Source organism: Yoonia sp. 2307UL14-13, assembly GCF_037572755.1.
Classification (GTDB): Bacteria; Pseudomonadota; Alphaproteobacteria; order Rhodobacterales; family Rhodobacteraceae; genus Yoonia.
Genome location: NZ_JBBIFZ010000004.1, coordinates 15,648 through 38,353, shown reverse-complemented (window position 1 = coordinate 38,353; position 22,706 = coordinate 15,648). Strand labels below are relative to the sequence as shown.

General features: G+C 59.8%; 23 protein-coding genes and 1 tRNA gene. 10 read left to right on the top strand and 14 right to left on the bottom strand.

Annotated features, from left to right (window positions below; all coding sequences use genetic code 11):
- Positions 1–88 precede the first annotated feature (88 nt).
- Positions 89–994 carry a LysR family transcriptional regulator gene (locus V8J85_RS11470; protein ID WP_339953885.1) on the top strand — a complete coding sequence of 302 codons (906 nt, stop codon included), beginning with the start codon at positions 89–91 and terminating at the stop codon, positions 992–994.
- A gap of 58 nt (positions 995–1,052) precedes the next feature.
- Here the strand turns inward: V8J85_RS11470 and V8J85_RS11465 are convergent, their stop codons facing one another.
- Positions 1,053–3,026: a putative bifunctional diguanylate cyclase/phosphodiesterase gene (locus V8J85_RS11465; protein ID WP_339953884.1), complete on the bottom strand. Its 1,974-nt coding sequence runs from the start codon at positions 3,024–3,026 to the stop codon at positions 1,053–1,055.
- Positions 3,027–3,203: 177 nt separating this feature from the next.
- On the opposite strand from V8J85_RS11465, the gene V8J85_RS11460 reads away from it, so the two are divergent.
- Positions 3,204–3,992 (top strand): inositol monophosphatase family protein, encoded by a 789-nt coding sequence (locus V8J85_RS11460; protein ID WP_339953883.1) that lies wholly within the window; start codon positions 3,204–3,206, stop codon positions 3,990–3,992.
- A 3-nt stretch (positions 3,993–3,995) separates the two neighbouring features.
- Here V8J85_RS11460 and V8J85_RS11455 read toward each other — a convergent pair whose 3' ends face one another.
- Complete coding sequence (locus tag V8J85_RS11455) at positions 3,996–4,730, bottom strand: rhomboid family intramembrane serine protease (protein ID WP_339953882.1); 735 nt, start codon at positions 4,728–4,730, stop codon at positions 3,996–3,998.
- 31 nt (positions 4,731–4,761) lie between these two features.
- Positions 4,762–8,211, bottom strand: coding sequence for a bifunctional proline dehydrogenase/L-glutamate gamma-semialdehyde dehydrogenase PutA (gene putA / locus V8J85_RS11450; RefSeq protein WP_339953881.1), 3,450 nt, complete (start codon positions 8,209–8,211; stop codon positions 4,762–4,764).
- A gap of 104 nt (positions 8,212–8,315) precedes the next feature.
- On the opposite strand from putA, the gene V8J85_RS11445 reads away from it, so the two are divergent.
- The 3 genes from V8J85_RS11445 to V8J85_RS11435 all read left to right on the top strand — a co-directional run bounded on the left by V8J85_RS11445 (position 8,316) and on the right by V8J85_RS11435 (position 9,487).
- Positions 8,316–8,798: an Lrp/AsnC family transcriptional regulator gene (locus V8J85_RS11445; protein WP_339953880.1), complete on the top strand. Its 483-nt coding sequence runs from the start codon at positions 8,316–8,318 to the stop codon at positions 8,796–8,798.
- Between the two features lie 24 nt (positions 8,799–8,822).
- Entirely contained in the window at positions 8,823–9,362 is a 540-nt protein-coding gene (locus V8J85_RS11440; RefSeq protein ID WP_339953879.1) for a tetratricopeptide repeat protein, read from the top strand.
- Positions 9,363–9,401: 39 nt separating this feature from the next.
- Positions 9,402–9,487, top strand: a tRNA-Leu gene (locus tag V8J85_RS11435).
- 172 nt (positions 9,488–9,659) lie between these two features.
- Here the strand turns inward: V8J85_RS11435 and V8J85_RS11430 are convergent.
- Positions 9,660–9,914, bottom strand: coding sequence for a hypothetical protein (locus V8J85_RS11430; RefSeq protein ID WP_339953878.1), 255 nt, complete (start codon positions 9,912–9,914; stop codon positions 9,660–9,662).
- 145 nt (positions 9,915–10,059) lie between these two features.
- The gene (locus V8J85_RS11425; RefSeq protein WP_339953877.1) at positions 10,060–10,719 is read right to left on the bottom strand and encodes a hypothetical protein; all 660 of its coding nucleotides are present in this window, start codon (positions 10,717–10,719) and stop codon (positions 10,060–10,062) included.
- A gap of 129 nt (positions 10,720–10,848) precedes the next feature.
- Between V8J85_RS11425 and V8J85_RS11420 the strand changes: the two genes are divergently transcribed.
- The 3 genes from V8J85_RS11420 to V8J85_RS11410 all read left to right on the top strand — a co-directional run bounded on the left by V8J85_RS11420 (position 10,849) and on the right by V8J85_RS11410 (position 13,625).
- The gene (locus V8J85_RS11420) at positions 10,849–11,403 is read left to right on the top strand and encodes a GbsR/MarR family transcriptional regulator (protein WP_339953876.1); all 555 of its coding nucleotides are present in this window, start codon (positions 10,849–10,851) and stop codon (positions 11,401–11,403) included.
- Between the two features lie 61 nt (positions 11,404–11,464).
- Positions 11,465–12,121: a DUF4166 domain-containing protein gene (locus tag V8J85_RS11415; RefSeq protein WP_339953875.1), complete on the top strand. Its 657-nt coding sequence runs from the start codon at positions 11,465–11,467 to the stop codon at positions 12,119–12,121.
- A 4-nt stretch (positions 12,122–12,125) separates the two neighbouring features.
- The gene (locus tag V8J85_RS11410; protein ID WP_339953874.1) at positions 12,126–13,625 is read left to right on the top strand and encodes a TIGR01777 family oxidoreductase; all 1,500 of its coding nucleotides are present in this window, start codon (positions 12,126–12,128) and stop codon (positions 13,623–13,625) included.
- Here V8J85_RS11410 and mnhG read toward each other — a convergent pair.
- From mnhG to V8J85_RS11380, 6 genes are read right to left on the bottom strand one after another with little or no spacing between them, the layout of a single operon-like run.
- Positions 13,605–13,988: a monovalent cation/H(+) antiporter subunit G gene (gene mnhG / locus V8J85_RS11405; protein WP_339953873.1), complete on the bottom strand. Its 384-nt coding sequence runs from the start codon at positions 13,986–13,988 to the stop codon at positions 13,605–13,607. The genes V8J85_RS11410 and mnhG overlap by 21 nt on opposite strands.
- Positions 13,985–14,272 (bottom strand): K+/H+ antiporter subunit F, encoded by a 288-nt coding sequence (locus tag V8J85_RS11400; RefSeq protein ID WP_339953872.1) that lies wholly within the window; start codon positions 14,270–14,272, stop codon positions 13,985–13,987. Before V8J85_RS11400 ends, mnhG begins: the two co-directional genes overlap by 4 nt.
- Positions 14,269–14,769 (bottom strand): Na+/H+ antiporter subunit E, encoded by a 501-nt coding sequence (locus V8J85_RS11395; protein WP_339953871.1) that lies wholly within the window; start codon positions 14,767–14,769, stop codon positions 14,269–14,271. Before V8J85_RS11395 ends, V8J85_RS11400 begins: the two co-directional genes overlap by 4 nt.
- Before the next feature lies 1 nt (position 14,770).
- Positions 14,771–16,312: a monovalent cation/H+ antiporter subunit D gene (locus V8J85_RS11390; protein WP_339953870.1), complete on the bottom strand. Its 1,542-nt coding sequence runs from the start codon at positions 16,310–16,312 to the stop codon at positions 14,771–14,773.
- Positions 16,309–16,644 (bottom strand): Na+/H+ antiporter subunit C, encoded by a 336-nt coding sequence (locus V8J85_RS11385; protein ID WP_339953869.1) that lies wholly within the window; start codon positions 16,642–16,644, stop codon positions 16,309–16,311. Before V8J85_RS11385 ends, V8J85_RS11390 begins: the two co-directional genes overlap by 4 nt.
- Position 16,645: 1 nt before the next feature.
- On the bottom strand, positions 16,646–19,516 hold the full coding sequence (locus V8J85_RS11380) for a monovalent cation/H+ antiporter subunit A (RefSeq protein ID WP_339953868.1): 2,871 nt from the start codon (positions 19,514–19,516) through the stop codon (positions 16,646–16,648).
- 212 nt (positions 19,517–19,728) lie between these two features.
- Here V8J85_RS11380 and V8J85_RS11375 point away from each other — a divergent pair, with 212 nt between their 5' ends.
- A complete protein-coding gene (locus tag V8J85_RS11375) occupies positions 19,729–20,061 on the top strand; it encodes a hypothetical protein (RefSeq protein WP_339953867.1) in 333 nt (110 codons plus the stop codon).
- A 2-nt stretch (positions 20,062–20,063) separates the two neighbouring features.
- Here V8J85_RS11375 and V8J85_RS11370 read toward each other — a convergent pair whose 3' ends face one another.
- The 3 genes from V8J85_RS11370 to V8J85_RS11360 are packed head-to-tail and all read right to left on the bottom strand — an operon-like array spanning position 20,064 to position 21,403.
- The gene (locus V8J85_RS11370) at positions 20,064–20,492 is read right to left on the bottom strand and encodes a DMT family transporter (protein WP_339953866.1); all 429 of its coding nucleotides are present in this window, start codon (positions 20,490–20,492) and stop codon (positions 20,064–20,066) included.
- Complete coding sequence (locus V8J85_RS11365) at positions 20,492–20,956, bottom strand: DMT family transporter (RefSeq protein WP_339953865.1); 465 nt, start codon at positions 20,954–20,956, stop codon at positions 20,492–20,494. Before V8J85_RS11365 ends, V8J85_RS11370 begins: the two co-directional genes overlap by 1 nt.
- Before the next feature lie 12 nt (positions 20,957–20,968).
- A complete protein-coding gene (locus V8J85_RS11360; protein WP_339953864.1) occupies positions 20,969–21,403 on the bottom strand; it encodes a hypothetical protein in 435 nt (144 codons plus the stop codon).
- A 243-nt stretch (positions 21,404–21,646) separates the two neighbouring features.
- Between V8J85_RS11360 and rpsD the strand changes: the two genes are divergently transcribed.
- Complete coding sequence (rpsD, locus tag V8J85_RS11355) at positions 21,647–22,267, top strand: 30S ribosomal protein S4 (protein ID WP_339953863.1); 621 nt, start codon at positions 21,647–21,649, stop codon at positions 22,265–22,267.
- Positions 22,268–22,706 lie beyond the last annotated feature (439 nt).

The following is a 22,706-nucleotide window of genomic DNA, read 5'->3' as shown; positions in this document are numbered from 1 at the left end:
GCAACCTCTCTTGCTTTGCCCTTGTCCCATCTCTATTGCAATGAGACAAATTCATAAACTTCACCACGATCATGAAGGTGGCTCACATATGCATATCGAGTTCCGGCATCTGCGCACCATCAAGGCGATCCATGATACAGGCGGGTTGGCCCGGGCGGCGGATCAGCTGCATATCACGCAAAGCGCGCTCAGCCATCAGATCAAGGGGATCGAGGATCAGGCCGGGGTTGAATTGTTCGTGCGCCGGTCCAAGCCTTTGAAACTGTCGGCGGCTGGGATGAAGATGCTCGCGGCTGCTGAACAAATCCTGCCCCAGGTCGCCGCGCTTGAGGCTGAATTCAGCGGCCTGATCGCAGGAAGCGCGGGCCGCCTGCATATCGCCATTGAATGCCACGCCTGTTTCGAATGGCTGTTCCCGGTGCTGGAACAGTTCCGCAAGGCCTGGCCCGAGGTCGATGTCGATATACGCCCCGGTCTTGCCTTCGACGCCATGCCTGCCTTGCGCAAGGAAGAGGTCGATCTGGTCGTCTCGTCCGACCCAGAGGACCTGCCCGAAACCGACTTTACCCCGCTTTTCGACTATGAACCGGTCTTTGTTGCTTCTGCCAGCCATCCGCTGGCGCAGAAAGATGTGATCGAGGCCGCTGATTTTCGGGGCGAAACGTTGATCACCTACCCGGTGGATCGCGCGCGGCTGGACGTGTTTTCGCAGCTTCTGACCCCAGCCAAGGTCGAACCGGCAGAGGTGCGGCAGGTCGAATTGACTGCGGTGATCCTGCTTCTTGTCGCATCGAACCGAGGTGTCGCCGTGCTGCCCGATTGGGTCGTCCGGCAAGTACGCTATAACTCTGACTACGTCACCAGACCGCTGACCCAAGGGGGCATTACCCGCCGTCTTTATGCGGCAACCCGCAGTGACGATACGGCGCGCCCTTTCATGGCGCATCTGATCCGGCTCGCCCGGCAAGAGGCCGTCAAATTACAGCGCGCGTAGGAAGCTAAGCGAAAAACCCGCGTCATTTGACGCGAGCCAAAGCCAGCAGCACCACGCACTACAGGATTCGCGTCTTTTCACGCATTTGGTTCACCGCTTTGAGGTTGCTGCGCGCCGGTGGTAGCGACATCCTATAGCCCTCGGCCTCCAGCCGCAGTGCCGTTTCACCGAATGGTGCGGCTTTCCCATAGTAAAAGCCCTGCACGACCTCGCAGCCCATATCCACCAACATATCGCGCTGATGGGCGGTTTCGACACCTTCGGCGACGACCTGCACGCCCAGACCCCGGCCCATCGTCAACAGGCCAGCCACCAGAACATGCGTGGCCGGGTCGATGCCCAGATCGCGGACGAACCCGGTATCCAGCTTAAGCTCATCGAATTCCAGGTCCTTGAGGTGCTGGAACGATGCGAAACCGGTGCCGAAATCATCCAAGGAGATCCGTACACCCGCATCCCGAAAATTCGCAATCGACCGCTGGATCATATCGGCGGAGCGGGCGATGAAAATATCTTCGGTGATTTCGAAGGTCAGGTATTTGCGCAGATGCCGGTAGCGGTCGATCAGCGCCAACAGATCATCATGGCCCGACACGGTGGCCAGCGTCGTTTCGGCGATATTGATCGAGATTTGCCCGGGGTCGAGCCCCTCTGCCGCCCAATCCTGTATGTCGCGCAGCACATGTTCGGCGGTGTGAAGCGTGAATTCACCCTGCAAACCCAATTCGTTGATCATCGGCAGGAACGATGCGGGCGACAGCAATCCACGGGTCGGATGATGCCACCGCGACAGCGCCTCGAACCCGACGATGCGGTGGGTGCCGAGCGATACCTTGGGTTGATAGAACGGCACGATCTCACTGTTGCGTATCGCGGCGAGAAGGACATGTCGATCCTCGAGGCTCGCACGGACCGGAAATGCCGCCTTGTCGAAAATGAGCGGTACATTGTCGGGATCCTGCTTGGACAGGAACATCGCCTGATCCGCACCTGACATCAGCGCCGCCAGATCGGCTGTGTCGGGCCCCTGCCGCGCGATGCCGATACTGGCCCCGACCTGAAGTTTCTTTTGCTCGAAAGGGATCGGCGTGGCGATCGCCATCGCGATGTCCTGACCGAATTGGTATGCGGCGTCCGGCGAAACGATCATCGTTTTCGCGATCGCGAATTCATCACCACCCAACCGCGCGACGATCCCGCCTTTGCCCGCAAGCATGCGCAAACGTTGGGCCAACGCCAACAGAACGGCATCCCCGGCCTCATGGCTGTAGCTGTCATTGATCGGTTTGAAACCGTCAAGGTCGAGCACGAAGACCGTGACGCCCTGCTTGTTTGCGTGCTGACGCATCAGGCTTTGCACGGTCTCGTCAAAGGCGCGCCTGTTCATCAGGCCGGTCAGCGGATCGTGTCGGGACAGCCGTTCCAGCTCCATCAGCCGCGCATTCGCCTCTTCGCGCGCGCGGCGCAGGGCGCGGTGCGTGTCTTTTTGACGAGTCATCGTGTCGAACGTATTGACGATATAGACAATCATCATGGCCGCCGTGACGATCCAGCCTATCGGCGTCGCATCATGGGTCGGGTTTTGCGACAGGTTCCACAACATCCAAAAGATCGTCGCAAAGGCCGGTGTCATCTGTGACCAGTTGTAGAACGGCAGCAAACCGAACGTATTGGTCACATGCACGAAAATACCGAAAGCCCACAGATATCCGCCGATCACGAAAGGCAGTTCGTCGCTGTACGACAGGATCAGCGCGAACGACAGAAACGGCAGCATCGCGGCCCAATTCACGACAAAGACGGCGATCGCCGCAGGCACACCGAGCGGCGTTTCAAGCCTGCTGGCCCATTTGTTAAGTGGGTAGGCGATCGCCTCCAGGATCAGCACGCAAGCCCATGCGGTCAGCGCCGCCAACCAAAATCCCGCATATATGCAGGTGCATGTGATCATGCTGGCGGTCATGACACGCTTGGGCACATCCCGGCCCGAGATATGACCAGCGATCCGCGTTTGATGCACGAAATGATCCATCAGCTTCGCAAGTATGACACACCGAAACCTCCTGCATCATCTATGACCGCCCGCCGCAAAGAACCGGTTAAAATCCATCGAAAAGTGACATCGCGGTTAAGCGGGCGTTACCTCTTGTTCCGCCTTACGCTTCGGCCTATACGCCGCGCTTGATCCCAAGGACCCAAGGACGCCCTCATGGCCGGCAGCGCAAATCTGAACGTGATGATGAAAACCGCCCGCAAGGCCGGACGGATGCTGCTGAAAGACTTTGGTGAGGTCGAGAACCTGCAGGTCAGCGCCAAGGGTCCGGGCGATTTCGTCAGCCGTGCCGACAAAGCGGCAGAGGCTGCGATCCGCGAGGATCTGATGCATGCGCGTCCGTCCTATGGGTTCCTGGGGGAAGAGGGCGCCGAGATCGAAGGCGAAGATCCGACACGCCGCTGGATCGTCGATCCCTTGGATGGTACTACGAATTTCTTGCACGGCCTGCCGCATTGGGCCGTGTCCATCGCGCTCGAACATAAGGGGCAGATCGTCGCCGGTGTGATCTACGACCCCTCCAAGGACGAGACGTTCTATGCCGAAAAGGGCACGGGCGCCTGGATGAACGAAAGCCGACTGCGCGTGTCGGCCCGGCACCGGATGATCGAAGCGATCTTCGCCACAGGTTTGCCTTTTGCGGGGCGTCCCGATCTGCCCGAGACGATCCAGGATTTGGCACGCCTTTTGCCTGCGACCGCTGGGGTGCGTCGTTTCGGGGCGGCGGCACTGGACTTGGCTTATGTCGCCGCGGGTCGGTATGATGGGTTCTGGGAACGGAACCTGCATGCCTGGGATATCGCCGCCGGGATCGTGATCGTGCGCGAGGCTGGGGGGATCATCGAACCGCTCACAAAGGATACCGACCTGTTGGAAACCGGATCGCTGATCTGCGCTAATGAGCCGATCTTCAATGCATTCGCCAAAGTCATCCGGAACGGCTGAACTTCAGCGCTTGACCACCGGGACGCTACTCCGCCCATAGGTCGCTTCAGGATGATCCGGATGCCCATCCGTCCGATCCCAAAACCGGGTGCCACCCAGCCGCAGCCACAGAGGCACTGCTACGATAAAACCAATCACGAACCCACCCGCATGGGCCCAATAGGCGACGCCGCCGCCGATCATGCTGCTATTGACCCCGTTGAACAGCTGCAGTCCGAACCACAGCCCCAGCATGATCCAGGCCGGGATCGGGAAGATGCGAAAGAAGACGACGAAAAAGATGAAGATATCGACGCGGGCCTTGGGGAAAAGCAAAAGATACCCACCCATCACCCCCGCAATGGCCCCTGACGCGCCGACCATCGGGACGACCGACAAAGGTTCGGTCGCGAATTGCGCGAGGCTCGCGCCGATGCCGCAGAACAGATAGAAGGCAAGGAAGGGCAGGTGGCCCATCTTGTCCTCCAGATTATCCCCGAAAATCCACAGAAACAGCATGTTACCGGCCAGATGCATGAACCCGGCATGTAGAAAGATCGACGTGATCAGCGACGGGTAATTCTCGCCCGCGCTGACCCGTGCGGGGATCATGGCGTAGTCATAGTAAAACCGCGACAGCGCCTGTTCGGTTTGCAAAGCAACCATATCGAACCCGAAAACCAGCACATTCAGTGCGATCAGCGTCAGCGTGACATACGGCACCCGTTCAGAAGGGTTGTGGTCGCGGATGGGTAACATAGCGCGACCGTTCCCGATGTTCCGCCCGTGGTCAAGCCTTGGCCACCGCCGCCAACAGCGCCGCATTGCCGCCTGCCGCAGTAGTATCGATGCAGACATGGCGTTCCATCAGGGCGTACGCGGTATCCGGCTGACCGGTGATCAATGGGATGATCGGACCGTCGCGTTCGCTAAGCGCCTTTTCAAGGCTGCGTCCTGTAGTGGGATCGCCCCACCACAGGACGCCGGCGAGTGGCGTTAGTGTTCGCAGGATATCGGGGCGCAGTACGCCCCCGGCATCGATGCCGATCCCGCCCAGGGCCGTAACGGCGTCCGCTTGTCGCCGCGCCGCTTGCGGCCCGGGCCCAAGGCAAAGAATGGGTCCGCGCGGATGCAGGCTATGCCGGTTGGATTCACCGGTCGGGCCGGGCAGGTCGGTGATGCGGTCATCGGGTGCGACGGTCGCGTTTTCAAGGCGTTTTCGAAGTTCCTTCGGATTGGCGTCTTGGTCCCATGCGGCGTCGATCTGCGGGACCAGATGCGCGGTAAAGCGCGGCAGATAATGCGGCCCGCCCGCCTTTGGCCCGGTGCCCGACAGACCTTCGCCGCCGAATGGCTGGCTGCCCACAACGGCACCGATCTGGTCGCGATTGACGTATATGTTGCCCGCGTCGATCCGCTCGACAATCGTCTGCACCCGGTCGTCGATCCGTGTGTGAAGACCGAAGGTCAGGCCGTAGCCGGTGGCGTTGATCGCGTCGATCACCTTGTCCAGCTCATGCGCCTTGAATGTCGCGACGTGCAGGACCGGGCCAAAGATTTCGCGGGTCATGTCTGCGATCCCGCTCACGCGGATGGCCGTCGGCGGAATGAAATGGCCCTCGGGCGGCGCCGTGATCTGGTGGATGATCTGACTGTCGGACGCCGCTGCCGCGATGTGATCGGCAATGCCCTGATAGGCGGTTTGATCGATGACCGGGCCGATATCGGTCGACAGGTGCCACGGATCGCCCATGGTCAGCGCGTCCATCGCGCCTTTGAGCATCTTCAAAAGGTTGTCGGCGATGTCTTCCTGCACGTAAAGGCAGCGCAGGGCCGAACACCTCTGACCCGCAGACCGGAACGCGCCGTTGATGATATCGCGGACTGCGTGTTCAGGCAGGGCGGTGCTATCGACGATCATCGCGTTCAGCCCACCCGTTTCCGCAATCAACGGCGTGCCTGGGTTCGCATGCTGCGCCATTGCGGTGCGGATCCTCAAAGCGGTCGCAGTCGAGCCGGTGAACGCCACGCCATTCACGCGCGGATCGCTCGTCAGCGCCGCGCCGATATCGCCGCCGCCCGGAAGCAGTTGCAGCGCCGTCTTCGGCACCCCCGCCTCATGCAACAGCTGCACGGCACGGGTCGCGATCAGCGGCGTTTGCTCAGCGGGCTTCGCCAATACGGCATTCCCGGAAGCCAGCGCCGCCGCGATCTGACCGGTGAAAATGGCCAGCGGAAAGTTCCACGGACTGATGCAGGTCCAGATGCCGCGCGGCTTCATCTGGGCCGTCGCCTCGCCCGCATAATAGCGCAGGAAATCCACCGCCTCGCGCAGTTCGGCAACCACATCCGGCATGGCCTTGCCCGCCTCACGCGCGAGGATTGCGAAAAGCTCATCGGCATGCGCCTCATAAGCGTCCGCAGCGGCGTGCAAAGTCTCGGCGCGGGCGTGATAATCGGCGTCCCATGTCTGTGCCACCGCATAGGCCGTCGCTACGTCTTTCGCAGTGGCATTACGGACGTGCCCCACGATATCGGCGTGCCGCGCCGGGTTGATGACATCCTTTGCAGCGGCACCTTCAGGATCACCCGCAAGTAACGGCGCCCCCTGCCATTGCGCCTGGGCAAACGGGGCGCGGCCTTCGTCGATCGCGGCCAAGGTGGGCGCATGGGTCAAATCCCACCCGCGGGAATTGACCCGCGACGGCAAGAATATCGCGGGGCCTTTCGGCAGGTCAGGTGCGTCGCCCACCGCGTCGAACGGGCAGTCCGCGACGACCTCCGGCGGCACGTCCTCATCCACGATCTGGTTGACGAAACTGGAATTTGCCCCGTTTTCCAACAGTCTCCGCACGAGATAGGCCAGCAAATCCTCATGCGCACCGACGGGCGCATAGATGCGGCAATGGGTGCCCTCCGACTTCAACACCATCGTATGCAGCGTTTCACCCATGCCATGGAGGCGCTGGAATTCGTAATCCGCGGGCGTCTTGCCCATGTTACGGGCCATATCCAGCACCGCAGCGACCGTATGCGCGTTGTGTGTTGCGAATTGCGGATAGATACGGTCGGTCAGGTCCAGCAGCTTCCGGGCATTGGCGATATAGCTGATATCCGTGTGGTGCTTGGCGGTGAAAACCGGGAAGCCGTCGATGCCCTGCACCTGCGCGCGCTTGATCTCGGCATCCCAATAGGCGCCTTTGACCAGACGGACCATGATCTTGCGATCCAACCGGATGGCCAGGTCATGCAGATGGTCGATAACCAGCGGCGCGCGTTGGCCGTAGGCCTGGACAACGACACCAAAACCGTCCCACCCGGCGAGGGCGGGTTCGGACAAGACCGCGTCGATAACGTCCAGAGACAACGACAAACGGTCCGCCTCTTCCGCATCAATGTTGAACCCCATGCCAGCGGATTTCGCCAGTACGGCCAGCGACCGCACACGCGGCACCAATTCCTCCATTACGCGCCCCTCTTGGGCGACCTCATAGCGGGGATGCAGGGCGGATAACTTGACAGAAATGCCGGGATTTTCGGCAACGGTGTCAGCCGTGCAATGTTCGGCAATCGCGCTGATCGCGCGGGAATAGGCCAAATGATAACCTTTGGCATCGGCTTCTGTCCGGGCCGCTTCACCCAGCATGTCATAGCTGTAGGTAAAGCCATTCGCCTGCATGCCTTCAGCGCGCGCCATGGCCTTCTGGATGGTCTCCCCCAACACGAACTGCCGCCCCATTTCGCGCATGGCGCGCGCGACGGCGGTGCGGATGACGGGCTCGCCCAGACGTTTCACAGCGCTGCGCAAATGGCGGGTGATGCCTGGCTTGTCGTCGTCCAGCACACGACCCGTCAGCATCAACGCCCAGGTCGAGGCATTCACCAAGGACGAGGCCGAGTGCCCTAGATGCTTGCCCCAATCAGATGGTGCGATCTTGTCTTCGATCAGGTCATCCATCGTCTCGGCATCGGGCACGCGCAGCAACGCCTCGGCCAGGCACATCAGTGCGATCCCTTCATCGGTGGACAGGCCATATTCAGCGAGAAATACCTCCATCAGACCCGGATCAGAGCTCGCCCGGATATCACGCACCAGATCGACCGCCCGCGCACTGATCCGCCTGCGGTCCTCTACCGTCAGCGCCGTATCGGCAACCAATGCAGCAACAGCGGCATGCTCATCGGCATACATGGCCCGATCAATCTGATGGCGGGTCTGGTTGGCGTCGTCCCGGGGCATGGCATCCTCCACATGCTGATAGCCTATCATATCGTATTTAGACTGGTCGTTTCGCCTTGTGTTCTGCTAAATGACAGTCGGATAAATTGTTTGCAGGTAAAATCATGGGCGAAAAGATTGGCGATCTGGACCAATTCGATCACAAGATTCTCAACGTGCTAGCGGTCGAGGGGCGGATCAGCGTCACCGCGCTCGCGCAACGCATCGGATTGTCGAAATCCCCCACGCAGGCGCGGCTGAAACGGCTTGAGGAATCGGGCGTGATCCGCGGCTATCGCGCGCTTTACGATCATATTCGGTTGGGTCAGGACCATATCAGTTTCGTGGAGGTCAAATTGTCCGACACCCGCGAGGCCGCGCTGGCCGCCTTCGCCGCCGCCGTGATGAAAGTGCCCGAGGTCGAACAATGCCATCTGATCGCCGGCGCGTTCGACTATTTGCTCAAGGTGCGTACATCCGGCATGACGGGTTATCGGGCCGTTCTGGCCGAAAAAATATCGACCCTTCCGCATGTCGCCAATACCTCGACCTACGTTGCGATGCAGGCGATCAAGGAAGAGGGGACGTCGCCATCCCTTGACGGATAAGCCGCGCGATGCATGTCTGGGGTCATGAAATGGTTATTGCCAATCTTTTTCTGCGCCAATGCCGCCTTTGCAGAAACCTGCCCACCCGTCCCCGATCACAGTGTGCGGTTGGGCGAAATCATCACTGCGCTCGGTCGCGCCAACGGTGAAGCGGATGCCCGTGTTCTGACGCAAGAACTCTGGTCACTCTGGACCGATGCGCCAGACGAACGGGCGCAGGCGCTACTGGATGAAGGCATGCGCAAGCGATCGAATTTCGATTTCCTCGGCGCCCGCGACACGCTGGACCGATTGGTCGAATACTGCCCCGAATTTGCCGAAGGATATAATCAACGCGCCTTCGCAAGCTACCTGCGGCAAGACTACGACGCGGCCCTGATCGATCTGGATGTCACTTTGTCAATCATGCCCAACCACGTCGCGGCGCTGTCCGGCAAGGCCCTGACCTTGATGGGTCTGGGGCGCAACGACCAAGCGCAAGAGGTCCTGCGGCAGGCCGTCCGCATGAACCCGTGGCTCGGCGAAAGGGCACTGCTGACCGAACCGCTCGGCACCGAACTCTGATCTTGCCGTCCCGCGCGGCGCGCCCTAACAAGGCAACGTGCCCGCGTGGTGGAATGGTAGACACTGGAGACTTAAAATCTCTTGGCCGTATGGCCGTGCCGGTTCGAGTCCGGCCGCGGGCACCAAAACTTTCAAACATAGCGTCGGAAGGGATGGGCATCTTCGGACTCAGCACGTTTTCTTTGCAGGGATGCGGTGCGTTCTGGAATGCCACAATTCAGACCGTGCCAACCCATGGCATCAGTCGCACGATTGAGTCGGCGCCGCCCAAAGACAAGTGCGCAAGCAGCGATGCATTCACTCGTTCATGACCGCGTAGGCCAGTAACACATCCCGGACGGCTTGTTTGTCCCCTTCTGAAAGAGTGACGTCGCGACGATACTGACTGCCTTCAAATCGCAGTATCGCTTCGTCCGTATTTGCGAGGGATCGCATCACCTCGATTTGATAACTGTCCGGCGTCACATCCCTCCACTCCCAGATATCTGTATTGTTGTCGCGATCGAAGCGTCCTGAAATAAGTGGTTCGCGAATACCGTCATGCCACGCCACGGCATTTTTGACGAAAAGCCAGCTATTCGCGGTGTACTGAACCCCTCAGCCGCAGCCAGGCGCGGCGGTCGCTGTTCCGGCGACCGATGTAGAGGAACGCGGTCGAGCGGCTGTTCACATAGCGCGGTTGGTTGGGGTGCTTGTACTATGTGATGCCTTGGACACGATCTTCGTTTTGCCGCAAAGCACCCACAGCCACAAGGCGCGTGCGTTCGATCCTGTTTTCATATTCTGGGATCTTCTGCCGATACCGTGGGTTCTCGGGCCGGATCGCAGCCAGCAATCGATAGCCGTCCAAGTTCGCATGGTGCTGCGACACTGGCAACGGGCGAACGATAGCAAGGGTGCGTTCTTCGATTTCGGACGCAATTGGCTGATAGTCATATCCCGCTTCTTGAAATGCACGAAACTGCGCGGCGGTTTCGGCCCAGCGCCTCGCCTCGAACGACGTCATTACCGCGCATATATCCCGTTCACTTGGTACGGTTTGCGCAGCTTCGTCATCCCTTGCAGTCGGCGCTCGGGCCGCCTCGGGGTCGGCAGCGTCATTCTCGGCTGGTGAGATGGGATCCGGTCGCGTGTCGCCGAGCGCCAATTCGGTCGCGTTTCGATCTGACGCTGCATCTTCGACATTCCTGATCGCTGCCGGGTTGAGGTCGACGGCAGCCAAGCAGGCGAACGCCACCAGCATCGCATTCCGGCGGCTCTGGAATGGTTTGAAAGGGTAGATGATCGCGACTATCGCGACACAAAAGATCAGTGACCCTACGGTCAGGCCGAATTCGGGCAAAAAGCTCTCCTGCATCGCTGTCGTTTGCGGATGATTATGATTTTGCCCGGCACGGATTAAGAAACTGCAAATGATGAAAGAAAGACCTGTTGTCAGCACAATGTCTACTTGACTGCGGTTGAAGTATGAACATATGTTTCTGTCATGACAGAAACAGCACAAATATCGAAATCCCCCGCCGTCGAACAATTCATCCTCTACTGGGGTGACATGGGCGGGCAGTGGGGCGTCAACCGATCGGTCGCGCAGATCCATGCACTATTGTATCTGTCCACCAGTCCGATGAATGCCGAACAGATTTCAGAGTCGCTTGGCATTGCTCGGTCGAACGTGTCGAACTCGCTCAAGGAACTCGTCGGATGGAAGCTGATCCGCCGCGTCCCCATCGCCGGTGACCGGCGCGAACATTTCGAGGCCGAAGTGGACGTCTGGGAAATGGCGATGCGCATCGCACAGGGTCGCAAGGAACGCGAGATTGACCCTGCGGCCACCGCCTTGCGCGAATGCGTGGCCAGGGCCGAGGGCGAAAAGGGGCTGAACCCCGAGGTCCTGAACCGGCTGCGCGAGATGCAGGATTTCCTGAATACGACGACCCGCTGGTATGATCAGATGCTGGGCGTGCCCAAGGCGCAGCTGACCCGCCTGATCGCAATGGGGGACAAGGTCCTGAAGGTGTTGAAACTGACATCACGCAAGTAGAAAATTTTTTACCATGTAATTTCTGTTCATACAGAAATTACATACTGAACGGAGGGACATTATGAACGCCTTGAAGCTAAGCCATATCATCCCGTTTCATCCGCCACCGCGCACCGACACACGCTTTCGCGACCTGCTCGGTCCTGACTGGCACAGACTCCCCGCCGCGATCCGCAAACGGTTCGGTAAGCGCCTTCAGGGTGGCAGCAGCGTCACCTATCAGGGCATCGTCACCAAAATGCGGATGAACCGGGCAGGGTGGTGCCTTGCCCAACTTGCCCGTCTTGTCGGGGCACCGCTGCCTTACGACATGTCATCGGTGAACCGCCCTGCCGTGGTTGTCGTGACCGAAGATGCCGCGACCAATGGCCAGTTCTGGATCAGGCAATATGGGCGGGCCAAGGGTTTTCCGCAAACCGTGCACAGCTCCAAACGCTTCAGCGGGCCCACCGGGCTTGAGGAATACATCGGCCACGGCATCGGCATGGCCCTGCGGGTCGAGGCGGCCGATGACGCGCTGCTGTTCAAAAGCGATCAATTCTTCCTGCAGATCGCAGGCCGCCGGTTCCGGCTGCCCCGCATCCTGTCGCCCGGCAAACTCGTCATCGGTCACCACGACCTTGGCGATGGGGCCTTCGTCTTCACCCTCTCACTCAAGCACCGGCTGTTCGGCGAACTGATCGCGCAAGACGCCGTGTTCCAAGACGCAAAGGAATAACGTCATGGACAACCCCGTCCTTTGGGCCCTGATCGGCCTGCAAGTCGTCATGGGCGCGTTCGACACGCTCTTCCACCACGAAGGCACCGAGCGCCTTGCCTGGCGGCCATCGCAGCGGCAAGAATTGCGGCTGCATGGCGTGCGCAATTTCTTCTATATGATCATCTTCATCTTCATCTTCATCTTCATCTGCTTCGCGTGGACCGAACCGCGCGGCGTCTTCACCATGATCCTCGCCACGATCCTCGTGGTCGAGGTCCTCATCACACTCTGGGATTTCGTCGAAGAGGACCTGACCCGCAGACTCCCCGCAACCGAACGGGTGACCCATACACTCCTTGCCCTGAACTATGGCGCAATCCTCGCACTGGCCGCCCCCCACCTGATCGCTTGGGCCCAAATGGACAGCGCGATCATCCCGACCCATTACGGCTGGTGGAGCATCTTCGCCACCCTCTCGGCCGTCGGCGTTGGCCTGTTCAGCGCCCGTGACCTGCTGGCCGCGAACCGCAGCGACAGGCTCGCCCGGCCTGATCCGGCGTTGCTACTGCCCGACCTGCCCGCAGGGCAACGTGTGCTGATCACCGGTGGCACCGGGTTCATCGGCACACGGCTGGTCGCAGCATTGGTTGCTGGTGGCCACGACGTGACCGTCCTGACGCGGCGCAAGGACAGCGCCGACCACTTGGCCCATCCGATCCGAAGCATCACCGATCTGCGGCAGATTCCGGACACGGCGCAATTCGACAGCATCATCAACCTTGCCGGCGACGCCGTGGCGGGCGGCCTGTGGACCAAAGCCAAACGCGGGCGGATCATCGGATCGCGGGTCGATGTAACCGAACAGATTATCGCCCTGATTGATCGGCTACACCTCAAACCACAAAGCCTGATCAACGGCTCTGCCATCGGATGGTACGGCCTGCGGGATGACACGATGCTTGACGAAACCGCCGCTTCAACTGACTGCTTCACCCACCATGTTTGCGCGGCATGGGAAAAGGCCGCCGATGCCGCGAGCGACCGGGGCCTGCGCGTCGTCAAACTGCGGATCGGTCTTGTGCTGGGCGTCGAGGGCGGGATGCTGGGCAAGCTCTTGACCCCGTTCGAATTCGGTCTGGGCGGGCGAATGGGCGATGGCAGACAATGGATGTCATGGATCGACCTCGACGACATGGTACGGCTCATCGGCTTTGTCATGGCGCATGACATTGATGGACCGATCAACGCAACGGCACCCAATCCAGTGACCAACGCCGATCTCACCATAGCCTTGGCAAACGCGCTTGGTCGCCCTGCGTGGCTGCGATTTCCCGGATGGCTCTTGCGTTTCGCGTTAGGCGATCTGGCACATGAAACCATGCTGTCGGGTCAGCGGATTATTCCAGCCAAAGCCCAAGATGCCGGGTTCACCTTCTGGCATTCCGATCTGAACAGCGCCCTGCGGAAAATGACAGGCGCGAGGGCAACCGACATCCGTGCCTTACGACGCAGGCTCAGTTAGCTCTCGATCCTCTTCCGGCGCATCCAGCGTCGCCCAGGTTTCATCCTGTGGCGGCGCTGGCGGCGTTTCGCAAGACCGTTGGTGAATGTTCACCTTGGCGATGAAATTGGCCGAGATCGGGGCGGTCACGAACAGGAATGCCATGATCAACGTTTGGTGGATCGAACCTTCGCCAGTGGTCCACGAATGGATAATCGACGCCAACAGCAGCGCGCCCACACCGACGGTCCCCACCTTGGTCGGGGCATGCATCCGCGTCAGTGAGTCGTTGAACTTGATCAACCCAATCGCCCCGACCGAAACGAAGATCGCCCCGACGATCAGCGCGACGGCGGTCACATACATCCCGATGACGGTCATCATTCGATGATATCCCCCCGCAACACGAACCGCGCATAGGCCACGGTCGATACGAAACCCAGCATCGCGATGATCATCGATGCCTCGAAATAGATGGTGAACCCTTGGGCGATGCCCAGCAATACGATCAAGCCGATCGCGTTGATCACCATCGTGTCCAGCGCCAGTATACGGTCACCCGTCGATGGCCCGATCCACAGCCGGATCATGCACATGATCTGGGCCACGACCACCACCACAAATGCGACGATCAGCGCAATGTTCATCAGGCTTTCGGCATTGCTCATGCGAAAATCTCCTTCAATCGCGCCTCATAGCGGGATTTGATCTGATCACGCACGGCGTCGGGGTCATCGGTATCCAGCGCGTGGACAAGAAGGCTGTGCCCTTCGTTCGACAAATCAGCCGTGACAGTGCCGGGTGTCAGCGTAATCGTTCCGGCAAGGATCGTGATCGCCTCCGGCTGGCGCAGATCAAGCGGCACGACGACCCAGCACGACCGCAGCGAAGCGTTCGAACGGGTCAACACGATCCAGGCCACCTGCACATTCGCGACAAGAATGTCCCACAAAACGATCAGGCAATATTCCAGCATGCGCCCAAGGAGGAACCCGCGCGGGGTATCGGGCCACCAGATCGACGTCATCCACGGAATGATGATGCCGAGGATCACGCCAAAGACGGTCATGCCCGCCGTGACCTCGTTCTGCAAAATGACCCAGACGACCGCCAGGAGAAGCGTGAGAAACGGATGCGGCAGAAGCCAACGGAATGCCTTGCGCATATCAATAGCCCTCCTTTGGTTCACTCAGTTTCCCCGGCGTGTCGAGGACGGTGCTGATGTAAGGTTCGGGCGCGAACAATTCGGCCGCCATTTCCTGGGTGTATTCGTGGACCTGTCCTGCAAAGACCGTCAATGCGATCAGCATCGCGACAAGGCCACCGACCGCCACGAAGGAAAGAACCGAAGGGGCTGGCACAGGCTCTGAGTCTTCTGCGGGTGCGATGCTCTGCGCCTTCCAGAATATGGTGCTGCCCGCGCGGGCGAAACCGACCACGCTTATCAGGCTCGCGCTCAGGATCACCGCAAACGCCCAGACGACCAGCGGGCTTTCAAAGGCCGCATGCAGGATCAGCAACTTGCCGACAAAGCCTGAAAGGGGCGGCAACCCTGTCATCGCGATGGCCGCGACGAAGAACAGTCCGGCGACCAATGCCGCCCCGGCGATGGGCGGTGCATCCTGCAATTCCAGATGTCCCCGGCTGGACCGGACCAGATCGGTGATCAGGAACAAAGCAGCGGCCGCGAATGTCGAATGCAGGATATAATAAAGTGCCGCCGCGATGCTGACGGGCGTGAACATCGCAATCGCGATCATCACCATTCCCATGGACCCGATCACGGCAAAGGCGACCAGCCGATCCAGCTTTTTCGCCGCCAGCACCCCGACCATGCCCAGACCCAGCGAAATCAGCGCCGCTGGCAGCAGCCACAACCCGTGCAAACCCGCAGTGACATCGACGTCCGGCGGAAAGACCAGTGTGTATACCCGGATGATCGCATAGGCGCCCACTTTGGTCATGATCGCGAACAGGGCCGCCACCGGGGCAGGGGCCTCGGCATAGCTTGACGGTAGCCAGAAATGCAGCGGGACGACAGCCGCCTTGATGGCGAAAACCAACAGCAGCAGTACGGCGGCAACCCGGATACCAACCGTTTCCTCTGGTCCGATGAGCTGCACCCGCTCTGCCAGATCGGCCATGTTCAGCGTGCCGGTTTCGGCATAGATCGCCCCCAGCGCAAACAGAAACAGGGTCGATCCCAGCAGATTGAACATCACATACTGCACACCCGCCCGCAGCCGCGCGTTGCCACCCGCATGGATCATCAGGCCGTAAGAGGCGATCAGAAGGACCTCGAAGAAGACGAACAGGTTGAACAGGTCACCCGTCAGAAACGCGCCCATGATCCCCATCAACTGAAACTGATAGAGCGCGTGGAAATGCCTGCCGCGTTCGTCCCAACCGGACCCGATGGCATACAGCAACACAAATAAGGCCAGAACCGCCGTCAACAGAATCATCATCGTGGACAGCCTGTCTCCGACCACCACGATCCCAAACGGCGCGGCCCAGTCGCCAAGCTGATACAGCGCGATAGAGCCGTCAGACGCCTGCCACGCGAGTGCCAAGTTCAGCACGACCAGCGCAAGCACACCAGCAACCGACAGGACCCGCTGAATGCCGATGTGATACCGCGCGGCCAGCACGATGAACGGCGCCAGGATCGCGGGCATGATCACGGGCAGGATGATCCAATGGCTCATGTCACATCCTCCTCGACCTGATCATCCACGTGATCGTCGTTGGACCCCAGATAGGCACCAAGGCCCACCATCACGACAACCGCCGTCATCCCAAAGGAAATCACGATCGCCGTCAGCACAAGCGCCTGCGGCAACGGATCGGTATATGTCTCCACATCCCGCAGGATCGGCGGCGCACCGATCGTCAGACGGCCCGAGGCGAAAAGAAACACGTTCACCGCATAGGTCAGCAGCGAAATGCCGAGGATCACCGGAAATGTCCGCAAGCGCAGTACCAGATAGATACCCCCGACGGTCAGGATGCCAATGGCAGAGGCGACCAGATACTCCATCTCACGCCCCCCCTTTCATCATCGCGGGATCATCACGTGACGGGTCGATATCCATCGGATGTTCGCTGTCCTTCACATGCGCCCGGCGGGCAAGGCGCGAGAAGCTCTCGAGCGACAGCATCACCGCGCCGACGACAGCAAGAAACACCCCAAGGTCGAACAGGGCCGCCGTCGCCAATTCGAATTCCTGGAATGGCGGGATACGCACATAGGTGAAATCCGAGGTCAGGAAAGGCTTCGCTACGAACCATGACCCGATCCCAGTCAGCCCCGCGATCAACACACCCGCCCCGATCACGCCGTGATACGGATAGCGCAACCTGTCAGATGTCCAGTTAAACCCGCTCGCCATGTACTGCATCACCACGCCGATCGATACGACAAGCCCTGCGATGAACCCGCCGCCGGGCTCATTGTGACCGCGCAGGAAGATATAGAACCCGACCATGATCACCACGGGCAGGATCACCCGGGTCAGCACGACCATCATCATCGGATGCATGTCACCTGCCCGGGGTTGATCCGGGGTGCGGTTCAGCAAGCGCGCACGTACGGGGCCGTTCAGCAATGTCTCGGTCAGGGCATAAATCAGCAGGGCGGCGATCCCCAACACGATGATCTCGCCATAGGTATCAAAGCCCCGGAAATCCACGAGGATCACGTTGACGACGTTCGTACCTCCACCGCCCTTGTACGAATTGGCCAGATGGAATTCCGAAATCGACGGCGCGACTGTATCCCGCAGCAGATAATGCAGGGACAAAAGGCCGATGGCCACACCGCCGACAACCGCGATCACACCGTCTCGGGTCCGGCGCACCGGGCTGCTTTCCACCGGCGTCCGGTTGGGGAGGAAGTTCAGTGCCAGCAACAGCAGGATGATGGTCACCACCTCGACCGTGATCTGCGTCATGGCCAAATCAGGGGCGCTGAGGAAGACAAACGCGACAGAAACCATCAGCCCTACGATCCCGATCAGGATCAGCGACAGCAGACGATTGCGATGCAGGAACACCATGCCCAGCGTCGCCGCAACCAGCATCAGCCAGCCACCGATCGGCACTGGCCCGGCCTCTTGCACCGCGCGGGTCGCCGCGCTGACGGCACCGGTGGACCAGGCATGGTATCCTGCCGCGATCACAGTAACAATCATAATGGCCGCATAGCGCGAGAACGCCCCATTATGCAGCGGATGCGTCAGACCGCGGGCCAACGAGACAGCGCCCGCGATGATCGCCTCGAAAATCACCTTGGCCTCGGGGCGCGGGGTGGCCTCCCATGCGCGCAAGAGAGGCTTGAACAGCGCCAGCACGATCAAGCCGCCCACTACCGCCGCGATCGACATGTAAAGGGCGGGCACCAGACCATGCCAGATCTTGATATACTTGTCCGGCACCTCGGCGGCGTTCCCCAGAACGGCCCCCGTGACCAGTTTGACGAAAGGTTCGACCAGAAAGGGTGCCGACCCGATGACCACCACCAGCACCACCAGAAAGCCAGGCGGTCCCCACATCCCGAAGCCGGGATCATGCGGCTTGGCTGGATAGCTTTCGGGCTCTCGCCGCGGACCCAGGAACGTGTGGCTGATGAAACGAAAACAATAGGCCGCGGAAAAGAGCGACCCGAACGTCGCCAAGGCGGGCACCAGCCATGTCGGGCCGAACAGATACGTATGCTCCATCTCTTCCAGCATCATCTCCTTCGACAGGAAGCCGTTCAGGAACGGAATGCCCGCCATCGACAGTGCAGCGATCGTGGCGATCACAAAGGTGATGGGCATCAAAAACCGCAAACCACCAAGGCTCGGGATGTCGCGCGTTTTCGTCTCATGATCAATGATCCCGGCGGACATAAACAGCGCGCATTTGAACGTGGCGTGGTTCATGATGTGGAACGTCGCGGCCATCGCACCAAATGCGGTGCCGGTGCCCAAAAGCATCGTGATCAGGCCCAGATGACTGACGGTCGAAAACGCCAAGAGCGCCTTCAGGTCATGCTTGAACAGCGCGATCACCGCACCCAGCACCATCGTGATCAGCCCCGCAGTGGTCACGATATAGAACCATTCCGGCGTGCCCGACAAAACCGGCCACATCCGGGCCATCAGGAAAATCCCCGCCTTCACCATGGTGGCTGAATGCAGATAGGCCGACACCGGCGTCGGTGCGGCCATCGCATGCGGTAGCCAGAAATGGAACGGGAATTGGGCCGATTTCGTGAAGCAACCCAGCAGGATCAGGATCAGGGCCGTGGTATAAAGCGGACTGTCCTGAATAAGCTCACGGTTCTGCAGGATGACGCTCAGATCGTAACTGCCCGCAATATTGCCCAGGATCAGCATCCCCCCGATCAGAGCCAAACCACCCATACCCGTCACGGCCAAGGCCATCCGCGCGCCCTGACGCCCCGCGGGCAGATGTTTCCAATAGCCGATCAGCAGGAAGGACGACAGCGACGTCAGTTCCCAAAAAATCAGCAAAAGCAGGATGTTGTCCGACAGGACGATGCCCACCATCGCCCCCTGAAATAGCAGCAGATAGGTGAAAAACTCGCCCATATTGTCATCGCGCGACAGGTAGTACCGGGCATAAATGATGATCAGCATCCCGATGCCGAGGATCAGACCGGCAAAGAAAAACCCAAGCGGATCGAGGAACAGGTTGAAGTTCAGGCCCAATGCGGGCAGCCATTCGGCCCCTGTCTGCACCACCCCGCCGCTCAACACGGTCGGCGCATGGCTCAAAAGGCCGACAAATGCAGCAAGCGTGAAGGTAAACGTCACTCCGGCACAGGCCTGCCGCCCTGCGGAATTCATGATACCCGGCAACAACGCCCCAAGAAACGGCAAGGCGACGATAAGGAAGAGGGACACGCGAACTCCTGATCTTAAGGCCTGATAGTGCGCACCTATCTGGGCTAAATTTCCCCGGGCCTCAAGCGAAACCGGTTATTGGTCAGTTACGTAGGATGAAGGCGAGATTTTGCCAGAGCGTCCGCATACGGTTTTGGCCGAGATGCGAATTCGGCGCTGACAATGACGACGCAGTCGTTCTATGTAACGGAAGAATTCCGAAGGAGCCGACAATGCGCCTGCACCATCTCGCCTGTCTTCCGGCATTTGCACTATCTGCGACCGCAGCACAGGCGGGCTGCTTCAATTACGAAGAAAGCCCCTCAACACCCGCGCCACTATTCGAGATATGTTATGGCGACGTATGCGATGTGACACCGATCACCTACGAATGCGCCAATCAGTACAATGTCCACATCGGTTTTGAGATCGGTTGGTCCAAGACCTGCGACGTCCAAGCGCGTTCTTGCGATATCTTTTGGCAGGGTCGCCCGATCGACCCAGAAAAGGTGCCCAACATCACCTGTCGCCCATTGGATGCAGAGGATTTCTGCGACTTTCCCTGACCCTACGCATTCTCGTCTGTGCGGGCGATCCAAAGACCTGCAAAGATCAATGCAACACCCGCCGCGCGGGCTATCCCGCTCCCCGGCGCACCCATGACCAGGTCCAATACGACCCCCGACACCATCTGACCCGCGATAATCAGCATCGCCGTCCGGGCCGCTCCGATGCGTGGGATCAGCCAACTGCCTGCCGCGATGAAGATCACCCCGATCGGTCCACCCAGCCACGCCCACCACGGCGCAGCCCAAGGATCACCGGCGAAAAGACCGCCGGTCATCAGCGCGACCGCGGTGATGAAGACAAGCCCGACGATATGATTCCAGAACGACGACTCCATGGCAGAGGTCGATAGCGCCAGCCGTCCGTTGATCTGGCGCGACAGGCCCACCAGCATCCCCGCGATCACGGCCATTGCGATGAACCCCAGCATCAGGTCACCCCGCCGTAAAAAATGATGATCAAACTCCCCGCCATGATCAGCAGGATCGAGATGAAATCTCGCCGGGTCGGATTGCGTTGCGGTAGCCCCAAAAAGCCGCGCATATCCGCAAACAGACTGAACAAAACCTGCCCAGCCAACCCCAGCGCGATGGTCCCGGACAGGGCCAGGGCGGTGTTCATCGCCGCCGATGTCAGCATCACGGTCACCGCGCCCGACACGCCCCCCAGATAGGCCCATAAAGGTGGGCGCACCGATGCCGCACGTGGGGGGCGCAGAACCAACAGCAGCCCCAGCGCCGCGAACGTGCCCGTCAAATGCGGCACCCAAGATGAAAAGAACAACGACCCATGCATGGCCAACGTCCCGTTGAACAGGATCATCAGGGTCAGCAGGCCGCCCGCACCGAACGCGGCCAGAAAGGAAATCCATGATGATGAAGGCGCACCCGGCATGCGCGCATCGTTCTAGGTTTTGCGCGCCGCCCGCAACTGCAATTCCGCGTGGATCGCGCCGAAATGACGCTCGCGCTTTGCGGGCCGCGAGGTCTGGACATCCTGCAAGGTCGTGACCAATCGACGATCCGCAACCGACAGCCGTTGCTTGGTCAAATTCACCATCCATCGGGGGCGTTCCTCGATGGCAAGGGCCAAAAGGGCGATATGACGCTCCGCCGGACGCAGCGCCGTGAAAGGGACTGCTGTCTCTTCCTTGCGCAACAGATCGATCGCCAGGGGGATCAGGCGACCCGTTGCGGCACTGTCGGGTGGGGCAACGATGGCGGCTTGGTAAATGTCAGGCAGATTTTCGTCCAAAGCATGCAGACGACGCTGCACATAATGGCGCATCAAAAGCCATGCCGCGGTCAAACCGATCAACAACACACTGACAAACCCGGGCATTACCATTCCTTATCGTTGCCCCAAAGCGGTTTTACTAAGTCGTTATGGTTACAATTTGACCTAAACGGCACCTTATCTCGGCAACTTATGGCCGACATGCCTTCTTTATTGACAGGATGTGAATCCTCTCTATAAGCCGCGCATTCATTGGTGTTGGTGGCCCCCGCGAGGGGAAACCTGTCGCCCCGGCAAAATCCGGGGAGGAGGACAACGCCCTTCGTTGCAAACAGAAGGAGAACAGCCGTGACCAAACGCACGTCTGCCAAGTACAAAATTGATCGCCGCATGGGCGAAAACATCTGGGGTCGCCCCAAATCACCTGTCAACCGCCGCGAATACGGCCCCGGCCAGCACGGTCAGCGCCGCAAAGGCAAACTGTCCGATTTCGGCATCCAGCTGCGCGCCAAGCAGAAGCTGAAAGGCTACTACGGCGACCTGACAGAAAAGCAGTTCCGCCGGATTTATGCCGAGGCCGAGCGGGTCAAAGGTGACACCGGTGAAAATCTCATTGGCCTGCTGGAACGCCGCCTCGACGCTATCGTCTACCGCGCCAAATTCGTTCCCACGATCTTCGCCGCCCGCCAGTTCGTGAACCACGGCCACGTGACGGTGAACGGCAAAAAGGTGAACATCCCCTCCTACCGCGTGAAAGAAGGCGACGTGATCGCTGTTCGCGACAAGTCCAAGCAACTCGAGCTGGTCCTGGTCGCCGCCCAACTGCCCGAGCGGGACGTGCCCGACTACATGGACGTCGACCACTCCAAGATGAGCGCGACATTCGTCCGAACACCGGGCCTTGGCGATGTGCCATACCCGGTCGCGATGGAACCCAACCTCGTCGTCGAATTCTACGCCAAGAACTGATTTTCGCCATTCTGCGAAAATTGTCCCGGACCCGGTCCGGGATCTCTGACAAAGGCCGCGCCATTTGGTGCGGCCTTTTTGCTTTATGCCTCGGTGACCCCGGCACCACCTCAAAGCGACCAGATCGCGGACATCCACCAGCACTCGTGATCGAGTGACGTTCCAACACATATCGTAACGGTTCTTCGCGCTACCGCCCCAAGATGACGGTGACAGTAGCGAAGCGGCGTTTCTAACCCTTCCCGTGGATCAGCCTCAGTCGATTGGCCAGGGTCACAAAATCGATGATCCGACTTCCCAGACTGATCGCGAGTGATACGGGAATGCAGCCATCCGAACGACATGCATAAATCGACAGTTTGAGCCCATACCTCCAGATCGCTGCGGTTTAGCGAATGGCCGGTTGTTGAAATTTGTGGTTGCTCTCCCCAAGTGGAGA